Below are 20757 nucleotides of genomic sequence, written 5' to 3' on the forward strand. Positions count from 1 at the left end.
TTGCCGGCCGCGAAGCGAAGGGAGGGGTGCTCATGCCGCAGGCGGAGGAAGGAACGACGCGAAGACAGTTGATGCAGCTTCTCCGCACGCACGGTGGGAGCACCGTCTCGGAGCTGGCGAAGCCGCTCGGCATTACGGAGATGGCGGTCCGGCGTCATATCCGCGCGATGGAGAAGGAGGGGCTCGTGTCGTCCACGCTGCTGAAGCAGGCGATGGGCAGACCCTCCTGCCGGTATCAGTTGACGGAGCGGGCCGACGATCTGTTCCCGAAGAACTACCCGCATCTGATGCTGGAGCTTCTGGGGGAGCTGGAGGAGCAAGCGGCCGGCGACGAGATGATCGGCAAGCTGTTCGAGGGCCGGAAGCGCAAGCTGCATGCGAAGTATCGCGAGCGGATGGAACGCAAGGAGCTCGGGGAGAGAGTGGCCGAGCTGGCCGGCATTCAGAATGCGGGCGGTTATATGGCGGAATGGGAGCGGGAGGAAGACGGGAGCTACCGGCTTCACGAATTCAACTGCCCGATCGCCCAGATCGCGAACCGCTACCGCGAGGCGTGCCACTGCGAGAAGAGGCTGTTCGGCGAGCTGCTGGACGCGGATGTCGAGCGGACGGAATGTCTGGCGGACGGAGGCGGCCGCTGCACGTACCGGATTCGGGAGCGGGCGGATGAATGGCGGATGGATAGTTAGAATTGGATAGTTAGAATTGGATTGCCAAGTAATTCGAATGCAAGAGCGGTTCGCGGGAGGGTGCTTCCGAGGGGCGCTCTTTTTTTTGGCCTGTCCGCAGTGTCAAGTCAAGCCCAGCCTTCTTATACTGGATTAACCGCATGGGCGAATGTCCCGAATGCGTTCAAGATACAAGGAAGGGAGGTGCGCTGCATGGCTTGGGAGCTGTTCGGCTGGGCGGCGTCCGTGTTGTGTGTGGTGGCGGCTGCGATGATTGTGCTGCTCGGCGTGTCGGTCCGGCAATCGCTTCGCCGAATGGAAGCGGAGAGCGCGCGGACGATGCGCGAAGCGGCGGCCGCGATGTCGGAATGCCGGCGTCTCGGCAGCGAGGCGGCAGAGGTCGCCCGTCTGTGCCGGGAAGGACTGCAAGGCTTGGAATCGCTCGCGCAAGGGGGGCGGGCGATCGGAGACGCCGCCCGCACGGCCGCCGGGGCCGCGGCGGATGCGGTCGTGAGCTGGACCCGGAGGCTCGAGGGCCGGCTCGCTGCGTCGGAAGAGAGACAGACGCGGCGGCTCGGGGAGACGCTCGACTGGATGGAGCTGGGCGTCTTCATCTGGAACGCCTGGAGCGGGCACTTCGGCAGCGCACTGAACGGACACGGCCGCAAGTCGGGAGAGAGTGCGGATGAGCAGCGGCGTTGATCGGCGCGGGCACAGGCCCGTCGGCGGAGCGGGCGCCAAGAAGGCGGTCGCTTCGGCAAGCCGGTGAAGCCGGAGAGGAGCGTATCGAAGATGGCGGAGAAGAAGGTTGTTAAATCCTTTTTGTTCGGGGCGCTTGCAGGCGCCGTAACCGGAGCGGTTACCGCATTGTTGTTCGCGCCGAAGGCAGGCAAGGAGCTTCGCAAGGACATTGCGGATACGGCGCAGACGGTTGGCGAGAAGACGGTGGAGCTGAGCAAGAAGGCCGGCACCTCGGCGCAATCGCTTGTGAAGAAGTCGACGGATTGGGCGGTCGACATCCGCTCCAAGTTCGGGAAGAGGGCGGGAGCGGAAGAAGCTTCTGCCGACGAAGAAGCGGAGTCCGTCGCCAGGTAGGATAAAGAGATTGTCGGAACCGCAGCTTGAACGCGAACGCGAGGCCGCCCTCTCCCGCAGGGCGGCCTCGGCGCGCGATCGGGGCTTGCTGGGCCTTGTCCGAAGATCCGCTAAGATGCAGGTACCTTTTGCGGCAGGACCTCATAATTTATCATGTTCCGACATCACCTTATTCCTACAGAAAGCGGTGTTCCCGTGCAGCAAGCGATCGCAGTCTTGGACTCCGGCGTGGGAGGACTGACTGTCGTCAGAGAAGTCATGCGCCAGTTGCCCCGAGAGAAGATTCTCTACTTCGGCGATACTGCCCGCACTCCTTATGGGCCGAGGCCTGCAGAAGAAGTCGTTCGATTCACAAGAGAGATCGTCGATTATTTGACCCAATACCAACCGAAGATGATTGTGATCGCGTGCAACACGGCAACGGCGGTCGCCCTTGACGACATTCGCAGCCGGGTGCGCATCCCGGTCGTCGGCGTCATCAATCCGGGAGCCCGGGCGGCGATCGGACGGACGAAGACGGGCCGAATCGGCGTCATCGGCACCGAAGGAACGATCAAGAGCGGGGCGTACGAGCAGGCGTTGCGCCGGTTGTCGCCTCACATTGAAGTGGTGAGCAAGTCTTGTCCCCACTTCGTCACGCTTGTGGAGGACGGGAACTTCCGCTCCGTCGAGACGTTCGAGACGGTAAGCACCTCCTTGCTCGGCCTGCGGGCCACCCCCATCGATTGCCTTATTCTCGGCTGCACCCACTACCCGTTCCTCTCGGAGACGATCTCCGAGGTGATGGGACCGAACGTCTCCCTGATCAGCTCCGCTGAGGAGACGGCAAGGGAGATCAGCACGATTCTGCACGAGAACAATCGACTGGCGGGCAACGAAGAATTGCCGATTCACCAGTTCTTCTGCAGCGGGGACTCGAAGAAGTTCCGGCATATCGCCCAGCAGTGGCTCGGCGAGCAGATTCGATTGACGCCGGTCGTCTGGCACGTCCCCCATATCGGCGCCTGAAGAGGCCCGTATTCGAACCTGTATGCCATCTATGCCACCCTTGGGCCGCTTCGGCCTTCGGGTGGCATTTTGATTGCCGGCTCCACATAGGGTTAGGTGACTGAAGCTCTCGTCATCTTGGCCAAGGAGGGAACCCCTATGGAACCGAGTACGTACGTCGTGCGGCAAGGCGATACGCCTCGCCGGATCGCTTCCCGCTTCGGCATCAGCCTCTTCGCGCTGGCCGCGGCGAATCCGCATCTGTCGCTCGAAGAGGGGCTGCTGCCCGGCGAGCTGCTCGCCGTGCCCGAGGCTCCCCCGCGCCGGTATGTCGTGCAAGAGGGGGACAGTTGGGAGAGCATCGCGCTTAAGATCGGCTGCTCGTCCGCCCGGCTAAGGGAGCTTAACGCCGGCGTTCGGCAGCTCGTCCCGGACGGGATGTGTGTGCTCGAGCTTCCTCCCGCGACGGAACGAATCGTCCGTTCGGATGCGGAATACGGCTCGGCGCAGTTGGCGCGGGACATCGAGAAGCTGCGCCGCGAGTACCCCTTCCTCGTGGCGGCGACGATCGGCCGCAGCGTGCTCGGCAAGCCGATCCACGCGCTCCGGCTCGGCGACGGCCCGTTCCGTCTTCAGGCGAACGGCGCGGTTCACGCCAACGAGTGGATCACCTCGCTTGTCCTCATGCGGTTCGCGGAGGATTACGCGCGGGCGTGCAAGCGGCGCGGCCTCGTGGCGGGCCGGCCCGCCTCCGAGCTGTTCGGCGGCTGCACGCTGTGGCTCGTTCCGATGGTGAACCCCGACGGGGCGGATCTTGCGCAGGAGGATCTGCGCGAGTCGCATCCGATGTACAAGGAACTGCTGCGCTGGAACGGCGGGTCTCGCCGGTTCTCCCGGTGGAAAGCGAACGCCAGAGGAGTCGATCTGAACGATCAATTCCCCGCGCATTGGGAAGAAGAGCGGAAGCGGAGGGGAACGGGCGGGCCCGGCCCGCGCGACTATTCCGGCCCTTCGCCGCTGTCGGAGCCCGAATCCCGGGCGCTCGCCGCGTTCACGGAGGAGACGGACTTCCAGGCGGTGCTCTCGCTCCATACGCAAGGCGAGGAGATCTATTGGAACTATCGGGGGCTGGAGCCGCCGCGTTCCAAGGCATGGGCCGAGAAGCTGGGCGAGGCTTCGGGGTATCGGCCCGTTCATCTCGAAGGAAGCGACGCCGGATTCAAGGACTGGTTCATCCAGAAGTTCCGGCGGCCGGGCTTCACGATCGAGCTGGGCTGGGGGCGCAACCCGCTGCCGCTCGATTGCCTCCGCGACATCTACCCGGAGACGGCGGCTCTCTTGGTGACGGCGATGGAGCTCGGCATGAAGGAAGAGGAAGACGGCTCGTAGACGGGAGGGGAGCCGATAGACGGGGCGGAGAAGAGCGCAGGGCATCACACAGCTTGCCATCCGGGACGACATCCTTTCCTCCAGCGCCGCACGCCCTCCGTCCTCCGCCCTCCGTCCTCCGCCCTCCGTCCTCCGCCTTCCGTCCTCTGCCCTCTCCCGCCTCCCGTCTGCCGGCATTATGCCTCTTCTTCCGCTCGTTCAGGAGAAGAATGGGCCGGGAACACCCGGCGGCGGTCGGAGCCCGCAGCTTTTGCGATTTTATATGATTTTTCACATTCATCGACCTGAATGGAGGGGGAATCGCGGCGTTTTATGTGGTTTTTAGCATACATACGCCAACTTGAGCCGGATTTGTCTCCATGTATACTAATTTTCGTATAAAATCGCCCAACCTCCCCATCATCAAGCTGCGCCAATGTGATTTTTCGTATAAAATCGGCAGTCATCCGGCTTCGCCGACTCTAACGAAGGTTGCATGATCCGCAAGGGGGGGCCAATAATTCAGTTGGATTTAAGGTTGGCTGTCCATAATTAGGGAAGCTATGGAATCCCGGCGTCCAATTCCGGATGCCGCGAAGAAGGAGTTTCCCTATGACACGGACGATTCGCACGGCTCTGTATGGCCTCCTTGCTCTATTTGCCGCTGTTTTCGTCGTTTCTACTTTTTTCCTCCGGGCGGAATATAATTACGGGGTCTACGGCGACACGGCGTTTCTCGCAGGCCAGAAGCTTGGCGTATACATGCCGGTTCTGGCCGTTCTGCTGGCGTCAGGCTGGGCGCTGTACCGGCTCTGCCGGAAGCTGTACCGGTTCCGCCCGCAGCTTGTTATCCCCGCCGTGCTCGCGGCATCGTTCGCCGTTCAGACTGCCATCGTCTTCCTGTTCCCGCTGCAGCCGACTGCGGATTCGAAGACGGTGCTGTCGCTGGCCCAGGACATGCTGTACGACGGGGATTACTCGTCCTTCCAGCTCGGCGGCTACCTCTACATGTTCCCGTTTAATTTCTCGATTGCGCTGTACCTGAACACCTTACTCGCGATTTTCCCCGACAATTATTTGGTTCTGAAGCTGTTCAACATGCTGTTCACGCTCGTGACGACGCTGATGGTGTACCTGATCCATCGGGAGCTCAGCGGCCGGAAGGATAGTCGCGACTACGGGGTGCTGGCGCTCGCCGCGTTCTATCCGCCATCGCTGTTCATGGTTAATTACATCTACAACGACGTGCTCGCGACGGCGCTGCTCGCCTCGTCCGTCTACTTCCTGCTGCGCTTCGTCCGGGGCGGGGGTTGGAAGCATCTGCTCGTCTCGGCCGCGCTGCTGGCGCTCGGCAACTACTTCCGCAGTATCGGCGCGATCGTGCTGATCGCCGCGATCCTGTATGTATGGCTGAGCCTCGGGCGGCTTGGGGCTCGGCGGGGATGGGCGGCTGTCGCCGTGCTGGCGGGCCTCTTCTTCGTTCCGGGTCTGGCTCAGAACGGGCTGCTGCAGGCGACCGGCATCGTGGACGAGTCTCCGAGCGCGAACTCGGCTCCGGTCTATCTGTGGCTCAATATGGGGCTCAATACCGAGACGCTCGGCTTCTGGGACGAACGGGAGAGCTACAGCATCTATCAGCGGCAGGCCGGCTACGACAAGGAGAAGAGCATAGAGCTGTTCAAGGCGGAGATCGGACGGAAGTGGACCGAAGCGACGGCGGCGGAGCTGGCGGAGACCTATTATAAAAAACTCGTGTGGACGTGGACGGAAGGAACGTATCAGCTTGAGAGGTACGGGATCGGCAACGACGGGACGACGGGGCGGCATCCGCTGGCCGCGGATTACAGCTACGCCACCTTCGCCACGGAGCGAATGAAGAGCGACTCTCCGGCCACGACCGGCTTGCTCTGGGCAACGTACGGAATGAACGCGCTGCTGTTTGCCTTCGCGTTCGTACGGCTGATCGGCTCGCTGCGGAAGGATCGGCTGGACGACGTTCTGCCGGCGCTTGTCGTCCTCGGCTTCATCGGCTTCTATGCGCTGTGGGAGATTAAATCCCGATATGTTTTCCCGGTGTATCCGCTGCTGCTCGTGCTGGCGTATGCCGGGTTCGGCGATGCGTACCGACGGTTGTTCGGGCGAAGGGAGGGGACGGCATGAGGGAGAGAGCGTGTGAGGTTGGCAGGGCAGGCGAGGCAGGCAAGGTTAGCAAGGCAGTCGGGATAGGCAAGGTTAGCAAGGCAGGCAAGGTTAGCAAGGCAGGCAAGGCTGGAGGGATAGGCAGAGCAAGGTGGAGTCGGGCAACCGTCGTTCTCCTGTGCGCACTCCTCCTCTCGTCCTGCGACGCCATTGCGGCCCAGACGATCGAGCGGTCGGAGTCGGGCGCGGGGCAGTCGAACGGCGGGCGGGGCGGAGCGGGGTTCGGCGGGCGGGACGGGGCCGCGTTCGACGGCACGTATGGCGCGGGCGCGAATCGCGGACGGCAAGGCGGGGCAGGCGGCGTCGGACGGGGCGGCGGGAGCGGAAGCCGGACAGAGGGGGGATAAGGGCGAACGGCAAGATGGGCGGCTGATTGGCGGCTCGGCTCCGGCGGGCAATCGGGACGACGAGCTGAGCTCCTTTGAATGTACAACCCTTCATCTGCTATACTGTGGACAAACTTGGACAGGCTCCGGCAATGGGGATTGCGGCGCGGCCGGTCGACAGAAGGGAGACGATGGCCTGTGGCAAGACGCTCCGGCGCATCGTGGTTAAGGCTAGGAGTTCGGCTTCCCGGACGGGTGTGGAAGGTGCTCAGCTCGCCTCGGGTGTCTCTGTGGGACAAGCTGCTGTTTGTCGTGCCTGTTGTCTTGTATTGGGTGCTGCCCGATCTCATGCCCTTTATGCCGATCGACGATATCGCGGTGACGATTGCGCTCGCGGGTTGGTATGCGGGACGGATGGAGACCAAGTACGGGCTTAAAGCGTGAGAAGGAGAACGAAGATAACCTTCTGCGGAACATGATCCGACGCCTTCTATCCGCCTCAATTCCGTCTTGAGTTCCGCAGGCGAAGTCATTACAATAGAACGAGAGCCAGGGCAGGACAAGCCGCGACGTCGGCCGTGCCTGCCGAATCGATTGCAGACGGGAGCGAAACTTAACATGAAGTGCAAGATTACGCGCAACGCGGCCAAGGTGCTGCTTAAAGAGATCGAGAAGCCGGAGAACGAAGGATTGAAGCTTCGCGTATTCGTGACCCACGCCCACGGCGATCATGCCCACTACGGCATGGATCTCGGCAAGGAGCAGGAGGGCCACATCGTCGTCTCCACGGACAAGGGGATCGACGTGCTCCTGAAGGAAGGCGACGACTTCCTCGACGGCATCATTATCGACTATCTGTACCTTCCGCAGGAGGGCTTCGTCATCACGAATCCGAGCAAGGGCAATCATGGGGAGCACTGAGCAGCAGCTTCAACCCCGGCCCCGCGCGGCCAAGAACGACATCCGAATCTGCGACAAGTGCCGCAATGTCCGGATCAAGTCGCTGAAGAGCAAGCTGGAGGCTGCCGCGCCCGGCACCGAAGTCAAGGTGGAGTGCAAGTCCTATTGCGGACCGTGCAAGCGCACGGGCTTCGTCTTCATCAACGGCCGTTACTTGAAGGGCGAGACGGAAGACGAATTGGTCGAGAAGGCGAAGCCGTTTATCAAGTAAGCCATTTGCATCAAGAGGGAGCTATGCGGGACGAACTGCCGCTGGCTCCCTTTTCGCTGAATGGACGACAGCGGCGAGTGCTTGCATGAGGGAGGGGGCTCCGCTAAAGTCGGTGAAGGCGCCGGAGACGCCGCTGGAGCCGGGCGCAGGGGCAAGATGAGCTGTCACATGTATCACACATGTATCATCTGATAGTCCCCAAAGGGCGCCTTATCCCTACTGTTCAGGCTATGAATTCCCAGATATTAGGACACTGATCGGATGGGATAAGGCACCCTTTTGCGAAAAGGATAGGGGCAATATCGCCCAGCGCGGCGGCACATACAGGGTGGGGGTATCTAGGCCGCTCCTCCCACACATCGAGAACCAATTGGCAAGGGATGAAGCTGGGCGAGACGCACATTGGACGATCGAATGGAGGAACTGCATGTCTAACCATTACGAGTTGCGGCCGTTAAAGGTGCCGGAAGATTACGAGAGCTTGGCGGAACTGCTCAACACCTTCTTCTCGGAGCCGATCTCCGCGGGGCGCCTGCAGGAGGACGATGCCAATCTGTATACGGTCGGCCATACCTACAAGGATGACGACGGGCTGCTGGCCGGCTACGATCGCACGCGCTGCGTCGCGGTGACGAAGGAGAACCGGATTATCGGCTATGTCTGGTCTTGGCGGGCTCCATGGACCGAGCCGGGTTGCTTAAACAATACGGTCGTTGTCTCGAGGGAGCATCGCGGCCGGGGAATCGGCGGGAGTCTGCTCGAACATCTGCTGCAGTGGGGCGAAGGGTTGGGCGCGTCGAAGCTCGTATCGGAGATGTGGGACGACGATCCCGCAGCGCGACGATTCGCCGAGCGGAGAGGCTTCGCGGTCGAACGTCATATGTTCCAATCGGTGCTGGAGCTGGAGCGGGCGGAGCCTTCGATTGTGGAAGAAAAGGCGTTGTTCGAGGAGCTTGCCGGCCAAGGAATTCGGTTCCGGACCTTGGCGGAGGCAGGCGAGACGGAGGAGAACAAGCGCAAGATTTACGAGATTTACCGTCGTTCGCTTGTCGACATTCCCGGCTTCACGGGGGGAGTGCCCGACTTCTACGAATGGCTCAAGTGGCATCTGCAAGTCGAAGGCTACGATCCGGAGCGCGTTCTGCTGGCTGTGGATGGAGAGCGGGGCGACTATGTCGCTGTGTCGAATCTGCCGTACAAAGAAGCGACCAACGGCATATACCACGAGTACACCGGAGTTTGCCCGGAGTATCGCGGCCGCAAGATCGCCCGCGCGCTCAAGATCCGCGCCGTTCAATTGGCCAAGCAGCAAGGCGCCGCCTACTTGAAGACGGACAACGACTCGCTCAATGGCCCGATTCTGCGAATCAATCAGAGTTTGGGCTACGTTCCGCTGCGAGGCTCCTACCGGGTAGTTGCCGATCTGGCAGCGGTTAAGAAGGCTCTGGCGTCGTTGCCGGGGGAAGGAGTGTAATCACAGAAGTCGCGCCAATCCGAGCCATCCCCGACAATAGCCAGATGCATCCGCGGATCGGAATGGAATTCGTTGCGCAGCGATGGCGCGTAGTCGTGCTCGGTGGCCCAATACTTGGTGGTCCAATGCTCGGTTGCCCAATGCTCGCCGCCCAATGCCCATCCCCAAGTACGGCAGATAGGAGCACGGGCCAGCTCATGGACGGAACGAACGTGATTTTTCACATTCGTGGCGGCTTTGGGGCGGCCATTTTGAAGGTTTTATGCTATTTTTCGTATAAAAAGCGGGTGCGGCGGGGGCCAACCTTGATATGAATGCGGTTTTTCGCATAAAAACCGCGTTATCGCCATATTTGACTCAATTGTATGTGAAAAATAGCATTCGTTCGGTAGCCGGACGGTGGATCGAGGCAGATCGAGTCGAATCGAGTCGGGCAAGGGGGCAAGGGAGCAGGGGGGGGGCAGCGAGAGTCGGAGGAAGTCAGAGAGAGTCGGAGGAAGTCGCCCCGCGTCCGAGCCTTCCGCACAACAAGAGGCGCCGGGAGTCCCCTGGCGCCTCTGCCCTCTACTTCGTAATCGCGATCAGCGTCGTTTGGTCGTCCGTCGCGCTCACGTCCACCTTCCAGCCCATCTGCTCGAAGACGAAGCCGACGGGGGCGAGCGCGGTGCCGCCGACGAGCTTCGGCGCGTAGGCCATGTCGACCTTGCCGGTGCCGTCCACCGTCGCGACGGCGGAGTCGACGATGAGGCGCAGCTCGCGGCCGTCCTTGCGCAGCGCCACCGTCTTCGTCGGCTGGTCCCAGCTCAGCTCGGCGCCGAGCGCCCCAGCGAGCTGCTTGACCGGCACGAGCAGCTCGTTGCCGGATTCGGCTCCTTCGGCAAGCACGCGGTTCGTGAACACCAGCGACTCGCCGTCCAGCGTCACCTTCACGTTCACGACATTGTTGTCCTTGTTCAGAATCGCCGTCTCCGCGTCGACCTCCAGCCGGTCGTTCAGCTCGTCGACATTGGCGTCCGTGACGCGGTAAGCCGGGTCATCGCGGCCAATCGCCTCGGCGATCCACGTATTGACGTCCTGCTTATGGTGAGACAGGTCCTTGTACAGATCAAGATCGTACGTCCACTCGCCCGCCGCCTGGAAGTCGTACAGTTTAACGTTCGGATACTTCGAGAATTGCTCATACATCCATTTTCTCATCGTGATCTGACTCTCGAACCGGCCGGGGTTCGTGTTGTACCAGACGACCTGTCTCAGCACGCTGTAAGGCGGATAGTAGAAGGTGAACTCCACTTCCGGGTGAGCCTTGACGAGCGACAGGATGTTGTCGTTGAAGCTCTTCTGCACGACATCGAGCGGCTCCTCGTTAATGCCGAAGTACACCTCTCCCTCGTTGGCCGTCGCGTAATTTTTCGCCACCCGATCCTTGCCGTAAGTAACCATGCGGTTCCAATTGTACATGTACTCGAGGTTCTGCTGGCCGTAGCCGTCCAGCTTCGCCTTGATGCTCGTAATGAACTGCTCGTACACCGAATAGTTGAACAGGTACGGATAGTCGTTCCACAGCTTGTCGTCGTACATATAGGCCGGGAATTTGGAGCTGTTGTCGTACGAATTCGCCTTCAGCGAGAAGTAATCGAGCCCCCAGAGCACCTTCTTCACCTTGCCGGTGCGAAGGGCTACCTTGGCCATCTTGTTGTGCTCGTCGGCGGTGGAGCCCTCCATGGACAGCTTCATGGCGGTGCCGCCGAGCTCCTTCCCGACGATGGAGGGGAGGAAATTCTCGGTCATGGACGTGCCGATGATGATGGTATCGTAATCCCAGTTCTTGGCCAGACCCGGGTTCTGGTAACGCTCCTCGGTGGAGAAGCGGGGCGTGTACCAGGTTACTTTATGGTAGAACTGAAGCGGATCGATGAGCACGGTCAGCGAGACGACCGCCCCGGCCGCGAGCAAGGCGAACAGAAGGAAGCCGCCGACCATCCGTCTGGAGCGCCGCCTGATGGAATTCCGTCTCGCGGGCTTGCCGCGGTCTGCACGCGGAGCGGAGCTAACGTGGGTAGACATGGGTACAGGACCGCCTTTCTAGAAATTAAAGTACAGGAATGTGCTGATCCGGTTCAGATACAGCAGGGAGATGACGAACAGGACGGCGATCCAGAGCGCGACCTTAAGGCTCGGACGGAGCGCCCCTTCCTTCTCCGAGGAGTTCTTGAACAGCAGGACGAACGGGAGGAACAGGGCGATCAGCACGATCGGCGTCAAGAGCGAGCGGGCAGTGCCGAGGCCGAGCCCTTCAAGCCCGATCATTCCCTTCAGGATGCGAATGGCCTCATGGAAGTCTTCCGCCCGGAAAAACACCCAAGTCGCATTAATGAACATGAACGTGATGAACCAGGCGAGCCAGGTCGGCATCGGCTTCCCGCGGCGCGACCAGATGCGCTGCACCGCCTGCCCGACGCCATGCATCGCGCCCCACAGGATAAATGTCCAGCCGGCTCCGTGCCACAGCCCTCCGAGCAGGAACGTAATGATTGTGTTGATATTCGCCCGGGCGAAGCCCTTGCGGTTGCCGCCGAGCGGAATGTAGATGTAATCGCGCAGCCAGCGGCTCAGCGTCATGTGCCAGCGTCTCCAGAAGTCGGTGATGCTGACCGCCTTGTACGGCGAATTGAAGTTCTGCGGCAGACGGATGTTGAACAGCAGCGCGATGCCGATCGCCATGTCGGTGTAGCCGCTGAAGTCGAAGTACAACTGGAACGTGTAGGAGAGCGAGGCCACCCAAGAGTCGACGAAGGACGATGCCTTCGCGAAGCCGTCGTTCGCGTAGAGGGCGAACGTGTCGGCGATGACGACCTTCTTGAACAAGCCGATGCAGAAGATATATGTACCCTTGGCGATGTTCGCCCAGTTCCACACCTTGTTGCGCTTGCGGTCGAACTGCGGCATCATCTCGCCGTGATGCAGGATCGGACCGGCGATGAGGTGAGGGAAGAACGTGACGAACAGCGTGTAGCTGATGAAGTTGAACTCCTTCGCCTTGCCCTTGTAGGCGTCGACGAGGAAGGCGATCTGCGTGAACGTGAAGAAGCTGATGCCGAGCGGCAGGATGATCTGCAGCGCCGAGAAGCTGTGCCCGGTCAGTTCGCCGAGGTTGTCCAGGAAGAAGTTCGCATATTTATAATAGCCGAGAACCCCGAGATCGACGACGAGACCGAGAATGAGCACCGCGCGGCGTCTGCCCGTGCTGCGATCGGACCATCTGGCAAGCCACCAGCCGATCAGGTAGTTGAAGACGATGGAGCCGAGCATCAGCGGCAAGTATTTGGGGTCCCAGTACCCGTAGAAGAACAGGGAAGCCAGCGTAAGCGACGTCTTGGCCGCGATCGTCCAGCGAAGCCGATTCAGCACGTAATACACAATCAGAGTGACGGGCAGAAACATGAAGATGAATGGGTAGGAATTGAATAGCATGACGTCCCTCTTTCTTCCTTCGATGGTTTGGCTGCTCAGAGACTATTATCTTCGACTTTAAGCGATATTAAAATACAATTTTTGCTTAAGATGCGAAAAAAGAAGCGGCGTCGAAGCGGGATGGCTGCGACGCCGCGGCTGCATGGGCGGTTATTCGTTCTTCTCCCTCGGGAGGTCGAGCAGCTTCGGAACAAGGTCGTGCTCGACAACCATATCCGATACGCGAAGCTCTTCCTTCGCGGCTTCGGCTCCCGGCGTGCAGAGGGCGATATCGGTCTTCTCTCCGTCCGGCAGCGAATAACAGGAGCCGTTCTCCGTCACCCCGTCGCCGGAGGGGAGGTAATAGAGGCTGGCGGTCGCGAAGCCGCCGTTGCGGAACACGACGGGACTCTCGGAAGCCGACACCATGCTGACGCCCATGAGCGGATTGCCTTCCGTGGAGATGCCGAGCAGTTGCAGAATCGTCGGAGCCGTATCGATCTGGCCGACCGCCTTCTCGCTGACGCCCGCGTTCTCGTCGTTCGGGAAGTGGATGAAGAACGGAACCTGGCGGACGATCGCGTCCTTCTCCTGATCGGACAGCGCCCGCCCGTAAAATTGCTCGTAGACGCTCATGTCATACAGCGAGTTGTCGTGGTCCCCGTAGAACAGCACGATCGTGTTGTCCCACAGCCCTTCGTCCTTCATCCGCTCGACGAGCTCGCCGACCGCTTCGTCGACATAATGCATATCCTCCATGTAGTCGCCGAACGTGGTGCCTTTGAACTCGCCGGAATCGAAGTCGACCGCGGACGAGCTGATGTTGAACGGGTGGTGGCCCGAGAGCGTAATCGCCAAGGAGTAGAACGGCTGCTGCCCCCGCTCGAGAAGCTGGTCGATCGTCTGGCGGAAGAACGACTTGTCTCCGAGCGACCAGCCGAGCGGCTCGTCGTTCTCGTAGTCGTTGATCGTGTAGAACTCGTTGTATTCCATGCCGCGGTACATGTTCGTGCGATTCCAGAAGCTGCCGTCGTATGCATGGTGAACGGTCGTGTCGTAGCCTTCCCCGTTCAGAATCTCCGGAAGACAGCGGAAGTCGTGGTCCGCGAAGCGGCTGAACACCGAGCCCGACGTCATCGGGTGGAGGGAGCAGCTCGTCAGGAAGTCGGCGTCCGACGTGCGGCCTTGGGCTGTCATATGATAGAAGTTGGGAAAATAGAGGCTCTGCCCGATCAGCTTGTTCAAGTTAGGTGTAATCTCGACGCCGCCCACCGATTGTCCGATTACCATCGACTGGAACGCTTCCGCTTGAATGACGAGCACGTTCTTGCCCTTGTAGGCTCCGAACAGCGGCTCGTTCTCCGCCGTCTTCTGCAGGTCGGCGCGGCCGGCGAACCAATCGACGGCATCCTCGATCTCGGCTTCGCTCGGCCCGCTGCCGATCCAATGCTCCTTGGCGTAGCGATAGGCGTCGTAGCCATGGAAGCCGAATAGTCCGGTCACATTGTAGATCGGGATGTTCCACCAGTTGCCGACGAACAGCCCGCTGGCCCAGCCGTTCTTCTGCTCATTGACCGGATTCGCGATCATATAGGTGCCCGCGAAGAACAGGACGACACCGAGAGCGATGCGGGCATAGACCGACTTGCGCTTGAAGAACGCCGGCTTCAGCCGCTGCTCCAGGCTCGCATAAGGGAGGTCCCGCTTCTTCGCCCGGTGGACGAGCCAGAAGACGAGGACCGTGAGCAGGACGGCGACGGGCAGATCCGCGAACAGCAGCCAGTCGCCCGGTTTGATCAAGTCCTTGATGCTGTCGCCGAGCTCGCCGACCTGCCCGGCTTGCGTCAGGACGGGAACCGAGATGAAGTCCTTGAACGTCCGGAAGTAGATCAGGTCCGCGAACATAATGAAGGACAGAACAAGATCGAGAACGGTGAGCGCGACTGCGCGCGCGCGCCGGCCGAGCCAGACGGTCCAGAACGTGGCGAGCACCATGGCGCCGATGTTGACCGTCCGCTTCCAATGGTTCATCGCTCCGACGTCGAACTGGCGATCGAGCCAGTTCAGTTTATAGGCCATGGACGCGATAAGCAGCATCGCTCCCCAGTACGGCCACAGGCGAATGCCTTCCCAAGACAGCCGGACGCCCTTGCGCGCCGCCGTCTGCAGCATAGTCATCATAAATAAATACGCTTCCTTTCGATAAGACACATAAGACACAAAACTTCAATAAGTATATCTCTAACGGGGCCGTCTTTCAAACTTGCAAATCCAATGAAGGGGTTTGACCCGCCGAATCGGAGGAAGCTACAATGGGAGGAAAAAGCAGCAGACTGCGCGATGCGAGGAAACGCATCGAAGCGCATCGCTATAGAGAGGAAGATAAATCCGTTGAACGATAACGCGTGGAATTCCCCATCCGAGACGACCCCGGAGAGCTACTTCGACTCCTTGTACGAGACCGACCCGGAGCTGACGCGAATCGAGCGGTCGATCCGCGAGCACGGCATGCCGGAGATCTCCGTCGAGCCCGGCTACGGCCGCCTGCTGACGCTGCTCGTTGCGGCGACGGGAGCGCGGAGCCTGCTCGAGATCGGCGCGCTCGGCGGCTACAGCGGCCTGTGCCTTGCCCGCGGCTTGCCGCCGGGCGAAGGGCGGCTGACGTCGCTGGAGCTGAAGCCGGAGTTCGCCGCGCTGGCGTCGCGCAACCTCGCGGAGGCCGGCTATGGCGAGCGCAGCGAGATGATCGTCGGGCCGGCGGCGGACAGCTTGGCCGCCCTGGAGGCGGAGGGCCGCCGCTTCGACTTCTTCTTCATCGACGCCGACAAGGAGAATTACCCGGTCTACCTGGAATTCGCGATCCGACTCGCGAATCCGCGCGCGATCGTCGCGGCGGACAACACGCTGCTCCGGGGCCGGACGCTGAACCCCGGCAAGCAAGGGCCTGCCGTGCTCGCGATCCGCGAGTTCAACAAGGCCGTCGCCTCCGACCCGCGCCTCGTCACGGCGCATCTGCCGTCCTACGACGGCCTGCTGCTCGCGATGGTGAAGGGCGAGGCATGAAGGGGGAGAGAGGCGAAGGCGAGGCGTAAGGGCGAGGACGGAGTCGCGAGACTATCGCTTAATCGTCATGCTCGACGGTGACGGCCACTCCGCCCCGCTTGCGCCCTTGCTCGACATAATGATGGGCTTCCGCGATTCGCTCCAGCGGGTAGACGCAGTCCACGACCGGCTTCAGATGCCCGCCGTCGATTAATTCGCGGAGCTTATCCAGGCGGGATGCCTTGAGTTCCAGCTTGCCGTCGTCGATCGAGACGTACTTCCCGCCCGGGACAAGCGATCTCCTGGCCTGTTCCTTGACGGGCGAGCTCTTGGCCCTCCCCGCCGCATCGAGCATCACGTCGTAGCGCTCGAGCCGCTGCGCCGCGTCGTCCGCGGCATAGTCGATCACCCGGTCCGCGCCCAGCGCCTGGATGAACGCCGCATTCCGGCCGCTGCACACCGCGGTCACCTCGGCGCCGCAGTGCTTGGCGAGCTGGACGGCCAGCGTCCCTGACGTTCCCGAGGCTCCGTAGACGAGCACCTTCTGCCCGCGCCGGACGGCGCCTTCCTCGATCCGCTGGAGCGCCAACAGCCCGCCGTAAGCGGCGGCCGTCGCTTCTTCATAGCCGATCGACGACGGCATCAGCGCCAGGCAGCCGCGCATGGAATCCGTCTCTTGCACACACGCGTACTGTGCGTATGCGCCCATTCCGAGCCCGGTAACCCCATATACCCGATCTCCTGGCTTGAATCGCTTGATGTCCGCTCCGACCGATTCGATCTCTCCGGCCAGCACCATGCCGATAATGGCTGTTCTCGGTCTGCTCCAGCCGAGCGCAAGCCGCATCGGCAACTGGAACCGAAGCGGCAACTGCGCTCCGCGAATGTAGAGGTCGCTCGCGGTGACGGCCGTGGCGCGGATCTTGATGCATACTTCCTTCCGCTTGGGAACGGGCTTGCGCCGTTCTTGAAGCTGAAGCACTTCCGGGGGGCCATACTTCGTACAGACAACCGCCTTCATGGCATCGGTTCCTCCCCTAATTTTCCATTTCCAACTTTACTGTAAGCGGCTTCATCGCAAAATTCAAGCAGGAAAAAAAGAGAGGAACCCTAATCCGTAAACGGTGGGATGACGGGGCAGCGGACGGATGTGTGGAGTGGGGTGCCATACATCGGCAGGATGGCGGGGCAGCGAGCGAATGTGTGTGTTGTTCGGAGTGTCGTGGGGTGCCATACCTCGGCGGAATGGCGGGCAACGGACGAATGTGCGGTGTGGAGTAACGATGCCTCTACCTCCCGCGGCGCAGGCCGGGAATGAATGTGAAATTTCACATTGGCGCGGCACGATAGGGGGGCGATTGGGCGAATTAATGTGAAAAACAGCATAAATCGAGGAAATTTCGGATCGATTTTCCGTATATATGCTAAAAACCACATAAAACGCCGAGATTGCCCCCATTCAAGCCCGACGAATGTGAAAATTCATATAAAAACGCCAAACCGCAGGAGGCAGAGCGCAAAAGACATCGGCCAAGCGGGGGCTGGGCGCAAACAAGCGAGGGCTGGGCGCAAACAAGCGGGGACTAGGCGCAAACATGCACTCTCTCTCAGCCGCCCCCCACCGTCACGCCAGCCCGCTTCAGCGAGCTGTACGCCCAGATCGACGTCGCCATCAGGCTGACGCCCGAGACGATGAAGATGCCCTCGATGCCGATCGGGCCGGCGAGCGCCCCGCCAGTGATCGGCCCGATCATATTGCCCAGCGCGAGCGAGCTGCTGTTGAAGCCGAACGCCTGGCTGACGTTGCCGTCGGGCGTGTGCCGCCGGATCAGCGCATTGACGGTCGGCGTCAGACCGCCGATGAAGATGCCGAGCACGAATCGGTAGGCGAGCAGCTCCGGCACGGAGCCGGCGATCGCCTGGGGAATAAAGATGATGCCGGCGCCGAGCAGGCAGATGACAAGGATGCGGAACGAGCCGATCTTGTCGCTCAGCTTGCCGAGCAACGGGGCGGCGACCATGTTCGACATCCCCGTGACCGCGCCGACGAAGCCCGACCAGAAGGCGAGGTCTTCGCTCGTGCCGTGCAGCCGCGAGACGAACAGCGGGATAAGCGCCATCGGGCTCAGCATCGCGAACTGGATCAGGAACGTGATCGAGAACAGCGCCGGAAGCTGCGGAATGCGCATCAGCTTCTTCAGGTTGTCGGCCATGCTCGTCTTCGGGGCGGCGGCGGCCGCCTCCTTGTCGAACGTCTCCTTGACCATAAGCCAGGAGAGCGTCGAGGCAAGGAACAGCAGACCGCCCGTAATGTAGAAGATGGGGCGGAACCCGACCGCGTCCGCCAGCAGGCCGCCGAGCAGCGGGCCGAGAATCGTGCCGGCGATGCCGCCGGACTGCACGGTTCCCATCGAGAAGCCGAGCCGTTCCTTCGGCGTCGACGCCGAGACGAGCGACACGGCCGCCGGGATGTAGCCGGAGATCACCCCGTTCGCCATCCGCAGAAGCAGCAGCTGCCAAGGCGCGTTCGCGAAGCCCATCAGCACCATCACCACCGACATGCCGAAGCCGGAGCGCAGCAGCATCATTTTCCTCCCGTAGCGGTCCGACAGCTTGCCCCACAACGGCTGGAAGAAGAACGACGTCACAAAATTCGATGCGAAAATAAACCCCGCCCAAACGGCGATATTGTGTTCTCCCACGACGCCAAGATCCTCCTGCAGGTAGAGCGAGAGGAACGGCGTAATCATCGTCATCCCGGCGGAGACGAAGAAGCAGCCCAGCCATAGAACCGCGAGGTTGATTTGCCAACGTTGCATGCAGGCACCTTCTCTTACCGGTAAGATAATATCGTCAACCAGTATAGTATAGTCCATTTTGCCGGACAAGGGCGGGCTTTGTCATACATTTGTCAACAGATCATGAATGCCAAAGGTTGTGACCGCTTGCCAAAAGGGGCATAATGGAGTCAAAGTAACCCATTCCATGACTAGAGGGGACCAGTCGAATGAACGACCGATTCTTGAGCGCGTGCCGCGGCGAGCCCGTCGACCGGGTGCCGGTGTGGTACATGCGCCAAGCGGGAAGGTACGACCCCGATTACCGCAAGATCAAAGAGAATTATTCCCTGCTTGAGATATGCCGCCAGCCCGAGCTTGCCGCCGAAGTGACGATGATGCCGGTGAACAAGCTCGGTGTCGACGCTGCCATTCTGTATTCCGATATTATGAATCCCGTCGCATCGATCGGCATCGACTTCGATATTGTCAAGGACGTCGGCCCGGTCATCGCGAATCCGGTGCGCACGGCCGCCGAGGTCGACAGGCTGCGCCCGATCGACGTGGAAGGCGATCTGCCGCATGTGCTCGAGACGATCCGCATCCTTCGCCGCGAGCTGAGCGTTCCGCTCATTACGTTCGGCGGCGCGCCGTTTACGCTGGCCAGCTATATTATCGAAGGCCGGCCTTCGAAGTCGTACATCCGCACGAAGACGATGATGTACTCGGAGCCGGACGTCTGGCATAAGCTGATGGGCAAGCTCGCCGACATGGCGGCTGCTTATTTGCGTGCGCAGATCGGGGCCGGGGCCCAGGCCGTGCAATTGTTCGACAGTTGGGTAGGCTCGCTCGCCCCGCACGACTTTGAGAGATTCGTGCTGCCGCATGTGCAGGCGATCTTCGACAAGCTGACCGATCTTGACGTGCCGAAGATTTACTTCCCGGGCGTCAGCTCCGGCGAGCTGCTGCCGTCTCTTGCGGAGCTGAAGACGGATGTCGTCGGCCTCGACTGGCGCGTGCCGATTGCGGAGGGACGCCGCCGCCTGGGCGGGCGCTTCGCGGTGCAGGGCAACCTCGATCCGTACGTGCTGACCGCGCCGCAGAACGTCATTCACGAGCATGCCGCGAGGCTTATCGACGAGGGCGTTCGGGAGCCGGGGTATATTTTCAACCTCGGTCATGGCCTGTTCCCGGAAGCTTCCCTCGAGAAGCTGAGAGAGTTGACGGCGTTCGTACACGAATATTCGGAGAAAAAGTTGAGAGAAGGGGTGGCGGGATGAGCGCGGTCGGCGTATTGGTCATGTCGTACGGAACTCCGGACAGTCTGGAAGGCGTCGAGGCGTACTACACGCACATTCGCCGCGGCCACCCTCCGACACGGGAGCAACTGGAGGATCTCACATCGCGCTACGAGGCGATCGTGGGCGGGGTTTTCCCGCTTCGGGAGAACACGAACCGCCAGGTCGAAGCGCTCCAGCGCACGCTGGACGAGCTCGCGGGAGAAGGACGCTACCGTTGCTACCAGGGCCTAAAGCACGCGGCTCCGTTCATCGAAGACGGAGTGGCGGCGATGGCCGCGGACGGCGTGAAGGCCGCGGTCGCAATCGTGCTCACGCCGCAGTTCTCGGCGATGAGCGTCGGGGGGTATCTGAAGCGGGCCCGCGAGGAAGCGGAGCGGCACGGCATTCTTCTCGCCGAGGTGGAGAGCTATCATCTTCATCCCGAGCTCATCTCCGCGCTGGAGAAGCGCGTGAAGGGCGGTCTCGAGAAGCTGGGCGCGGACAGGGACGGGGCGCTTGTCCTGTTCAGCGCGCACAGCCTGCCGGCGAGGATCGTGGAGATGAACGATCCGTATCCGGAGCAACTGCTCGAGACGTCCAGGGCGATCGCGGAAGCGGCCGGTGTCGATCGCTGGCAGTTCACCTGGCAGAGCGCGGGCCAGACCGGCCAGCCGTGGCTCGGGCCGGACATTCTGGACACGCTGGAGTCGCTCTCCCGCGAAGGGACGAAGGCGGTGCTCGTCGCGCCGGTCGGCTTCGTATCCGACCATCTGGAGGTTCTGTACGACCTGGACCTTGAGGCGAAGAAGCGGGCGGCCGAGCTCGGCATTCATCTGGAGCGGATCGACATGCTCAACGACGACGGCGAGTACATGAACGCCCTGGCGGACACGATTGTCAAGGCGGTCGATTAAGAAGAT

19 protein-coding genes are annotated in these 20757 nt (G+C 61.3%); 13 read left to right on the forward strand and 6 right to left on the reverse strand.

Going from position 1 to position 20757, the window contains the following annotated elements; genetic code table 11:
• Positions 1-32: 32 nt before the first annotated feature.
• The 5 genes from E6C55_RS11305 to E6C55_RS11325 all read left to right on the forward strand — a co-directional run bounded on the left by E6C55_RS11305 (position 33) and on the right by E6C55_RS11325 (position 4139).
• Entirely contained in the window at positions 33-689 is a 657-nt protein-coding gene (locus E6C55_RS11305) for a helix-turn-helix transcriptional regulator (protein WP_136369900.1), read from the forward strand.
• Positions 690-881: 192 nt separating this feature from the next.
• Positions 882-1370, forward strand: a complete 489-nt coding sequence (locus E6C55_RS11310) for a hypothetical protein (protein ID WP_136369901.1) — start codon at positions 882-884, stop codon at positions 1368-1370.
• A 90-nt stretch (positions 1371-1460) separates the two neighbouring features.
• Positions 1461-1763 carry a YtxH domain-containing protein gene (locus E6C55_RS11315; protein ID WP_136369902.1) on the forward strand — a complete coding sequence of 101 codons (303 nt, stop codon included), beginning with the start codon at positions 1461-1463 and terminating at the stop codon, positions 1761-1763.
• Between the two features lie 195 nt (positions 1764-1958).
• Positions 1959-2771, forward strand: a complete 813-nt coding sequence (racE, locus tag E6C55_RS11320) for a glutamate racemase (protein WP_136369903.1) — start codon at positions 1959-1961, stop codon at positions 2769-2771.
• Between the two features lie 138 nt (positions 2772-2909).
• Positions 2910-4139: a M14 family metallopeptidase gene (locus E6C55_RS11325; RefSeq protein ID WP_136369904.1), complete on the forward strand. Its 1230-nt coding sequence runs from the start codon at positions 2910-2912 to the stop codon at positions 4137-4139.
• Positions 4140-4315: 176 nt separating this feature from the next.
• Here E6C55_RS11325 and E6C55_RS11330 read toward each other — a convergent pair whose 3' ends face one another.
• On the reverse strand, positions 4316-4585 hold the full coding sequence (locus E6C55_RS11330) for a hypothetical protein (RefSeq protein ID WP_136369905.1): 270 nt from the start codon (positions 4583-4585) through the stop codon (positions 4316-4318).
• Positions 4586-4730: 145 nt separating this feature from the next.
• Between E6C55_RS11330 and E6C55_RS11335 the strand changes: the two genes are divergently transcribed.
• The 5 genes from E6C55_RS11335 to E6C55_RS11355 all read left to right on the forward strand — a co-directional run bounded on the left by E6C55_RS11335 (position 4731) and on the right by E6C55_RS11355 (position 9288).
• Complete coding sequence (locus tag E6C55_RS11335; RefSeq protein WP_136369906.1) at positions 4731-6278, forward strand: glycosyltransferase family 39 protein; 1548 nt, start codon at positions 4731-4733, stop codon at positions 6276-6278.
• A gap of 563 nt (positions 6279-6841) precedes the next feature.
• Positions 6842-7087 (forward strand): hypothetical protein, encoded by a 246-nt coding sequence (locus tag E6C55_RS11340; protein ID WP_407923715.1) that lies wholly within the window; start codon positions 6842-6844, stop codon positions 7085-7087.
• A 174-nt stretch (positions 7088-7261) separates the two neighbouring features.
• The gene (locus E6C55_RS11345; RefSeq protein ID WP_136369907.1) at positions 7262-7564 is read left to right on the forward strand and encodes an iron-sulfur cluster assembly accessory protein; all 303 of its coding nucleotides are present in this window, start codon (positions 7262-7264) and stop codon (positions 7562-7564) included.
• Positions 7551-7814, forward strand: coding sequence for a DUF1450 domain-containing protein (locus E6C55_RS11350; protein ID WP_136369908.1), 264 nt, complete (start codon positions 7551-7553; stop codon positions 7812-7814). The genes E6C55_RS11345 and E6C55_RS11350 overlap by 14 nt, the downstream gene beginning before the upstream one ends.
• Positions 7815-8241: 427 nt before the next feature.
• Complete coding sequence (locus E6C55_RS11355) at positions 8242-9288, forward strand: GNAT family N-acetyltransferase (protein WP_136369909.1); 1047 nt, start codon at positions 8242-8244, stop codon at positions 9286-9288.
• 564 nt (positions 9289-9852) lie between these two features.
• Here E6C55_RS11355 and E6C55_RS11360 read toward each other — a convergent pair.
• The 3 genes from E6C55_RS11360 to E6C55_RS11370 form a co-directional block, all read right to left on the reverse strand.
• Positions 9853-11352 (reverse strand): stalk domain-containing protein, encoded by a 1500-nt coding sequence (locus E6C55_RS11360; protein WP_136369910.1) that lies wholly within the window; start codon positions 11350-11352, stop codon positions 9853-9855.
• Between the two features lie 18 nt (positions 11353-11370).
• Positions 11371-12759, reverse strand: a complete 1389-nt coding sequence (locus tag E6C55_RS11365; RefSeq protein ID WP_136369911.1) for an MBOAT family O-acyltransferase — start codon at positions 12757-12759, stop codon at positions 11371-11373.
• A 150-nt stretch (positions 12760-12909) separates the two neighbouring features.
• Positions 12910-14919, reverse strand: coding sequence for an LTA synthase family protein (locus E6C55_RS11370; protein WP_136369912.1), 2010 nt, complete (start codon positions 14917-14919; stop codon positions 12910-12912).
• Between the two features lie 210 nt (positions 14920-15129).
• On the opposite strand from E6C55_RS11370, the gene E6C55_RS11375 reads away from it, so the two are divergent.
• On the forward strand, positions 15130-15801 hold the full coding sequence (locus E6C55_RS11375; RefSeq protein WP_230986652.1) for an O-methyltransferase: 672 nt from the start codon (positions 15130-15132) through the stop codon (positions 15799-15801).
• 58 nt (positions 15802-15859) lie between these two features.
• Here the strand turns inward: E6C55_RS11375 and E6C55_RS11380 are convergent, their stop codons facing one another.
• Together E6C55_RS11380 and E6C55_RS11385 are read right to left on the reverse strand one after the other, a co-directional pair.
• Positions 15860-16801: an NAD(P)-dependent alcohol dehydrogenase gene (locus tag E6C55_RS11380; protein ID WP_136369914.1), complete on the reverse strand. Its 942-nt coding sequence runs from the start codon at positions 16799-16801 to the stop codon at positions 15860-15862.
• A 586-nt stretch (positions 16802-17387) separates the two neighbouring features.
• Positions 17388-18599, reverse strand: coding sequence for an MFS transporter (locus E6C55_RS11385; protein WP_136369915.1), 1212 nt, complete (start codon positions 18597-18599; stop codon positions 17388-17390).
• A 188-nt stretch (positions 18600-18787) separates the two neighbouring features.
• Here E6C55_RS11385 and hemE point away from each other — a divergent pair, with 188 nt between their 5' ends.
• Together hemE and hemH are read left to right on the forward strand one after the other, a co-directional pair.
• A complete protein-coding gene (gene hemE / locus E6C55_RS11390; protein ID WP_136369916.1) occupies positions 18788-19837 on the forward strand; it encodes a uroporphyrinogen decarboxylase in 1050 nt (349 codons plus the stop codon).
• Positions 19834-20751, forward strand: coding sequence for a ferrochelatase (hemH, locus tag E6C55_RS11395; RefSeq protein ID WP_136369917.1), 918 nt, complete (start codon positions 19834-19836; stop codon positions 20749-20751). Before hemE ends, hemH begins: the two co-directional genes overlap by 4 nt.
• The last annotated feature ends 6 nt before the right edge of the window (positions 20752-20757 follow it).

It is taken from the genome of Cohnella fermenti, assembly GCF_004801405.1.
In the GTDB taxonomy this organism is placed as follows: domain Bacteria; phylum Bacillota; class Bacilli; order Paenibacillales; family Paenibacillaceae; genus Cohnella; species Cohnella fermenti.

Coding starts and splice junctions, on each gene's coding strand:
- E6C55_RS11350 (WP_136369908.1), top strand. CDS start 7,551: ATGGGGAGCACTGAGCAGCAGCTTCAACCCCGGCCCCGCGCGGCCAAG.
- E6C55_RS11355 (WP_136369909.1), top strand. CDS start 8,242: ATGTCTAACCATTACGAGTTGCGGCCGTTAAAGGTGCCGGAAGATTAC.
- E6C55_RS11330 (WP_136369905.1), bottom strand. CDS start 4,585: ATGACTGCCGATTTTATACGAAAAATCACATTGGCGCAGCTTGATGAT.
- hemE (WP_136369916.1), top strand. CDS start 18,788: ATGAACGACCGATTCTTGAGCGCGTGCCGCGGCGAGCCCGTCGACCGG.
- E6C55_RS11310 (WP_136369901.1), top strand. CDS start 882: ATGGCTTGGGAGCTGTTCGGCTGGGCGGCGTCCGTGTTGTGTGTGGTG.
- E6C55_RS11335 (WP_136369906.1), top strand. CDS start 4,731: ATGACACGGACGATTCGCACGGCTCTGTATGGCCTCCTTGCTCTATTT.
- E6C55_RS11325 (WP_136369904.1), top strand. CDS start 2,910: ATGGAACCGAGTACGTACGTCGTGCGGCAAGGCGATACGCCTCGCCGG.
- E6C55_RS11385 (WP_136369915.1), bottom strand. CDS start 18,599: ATGCAACGTTGGCAAATCAACCTCGCGGTTCTATGGCTGGGCTGCTTC.
- hemH (WP_136369917.1), top strand. CDS start 19,834: ATGAGCGCGGTCGGCGTATTGGTCATGTCGTACGGAACTCCGGACAGT.
- E6C55_RS11315 (WP_136369902.1), top strand. CDS start 1,461: ATGGCGGAGAAGAAGGTTGTTAAATCCTTTTTGTTCGGGGCGCTTGCA.
- E6C55_RS11370 (WP_136369912.1), bottom strand. CDS start 14,919: ATGATGACTATGCTGCAGACGGCGGCGCGCAAGGGCGTCCGGCTGTCT.
- E6C55_RS11380 (WP_136369914.1), bottom strand. CDS start 16,801: ATGAAGGCGGTTGTCTGTACGAAGTATGGCCCCCCGGAAGTGCTTCAG.
- E6C55_RS11305 (WP_136369900.1), top strand. CDS start 33: ATGCCGCAGGCGGAGGAAGGAACGACGCGAAGACAGTTGATGCAGCTT.
- E6C55_RS11365 (WP_136369911.1), bottom strand. CDS start 12,759: ATGCTATTCAATTCCTACCCATTCATCTTCATGTTTCTGCCCGTCACT.
- E6C55_RS11360 (WP_136369910.1), bottom strand. CDS start 11,352: ATGTCTACCCACGTTAGCTCCGCTCCGCGTGCAGACCGCGGCAAGCCC.
- E6C55_RS11345 (WP_136369907.1), top strand. CDS start 7,262: ATGAAGTGCAAGATTACGCGCAACGCGGCCAAGGTGCTGCTTAAAGAG.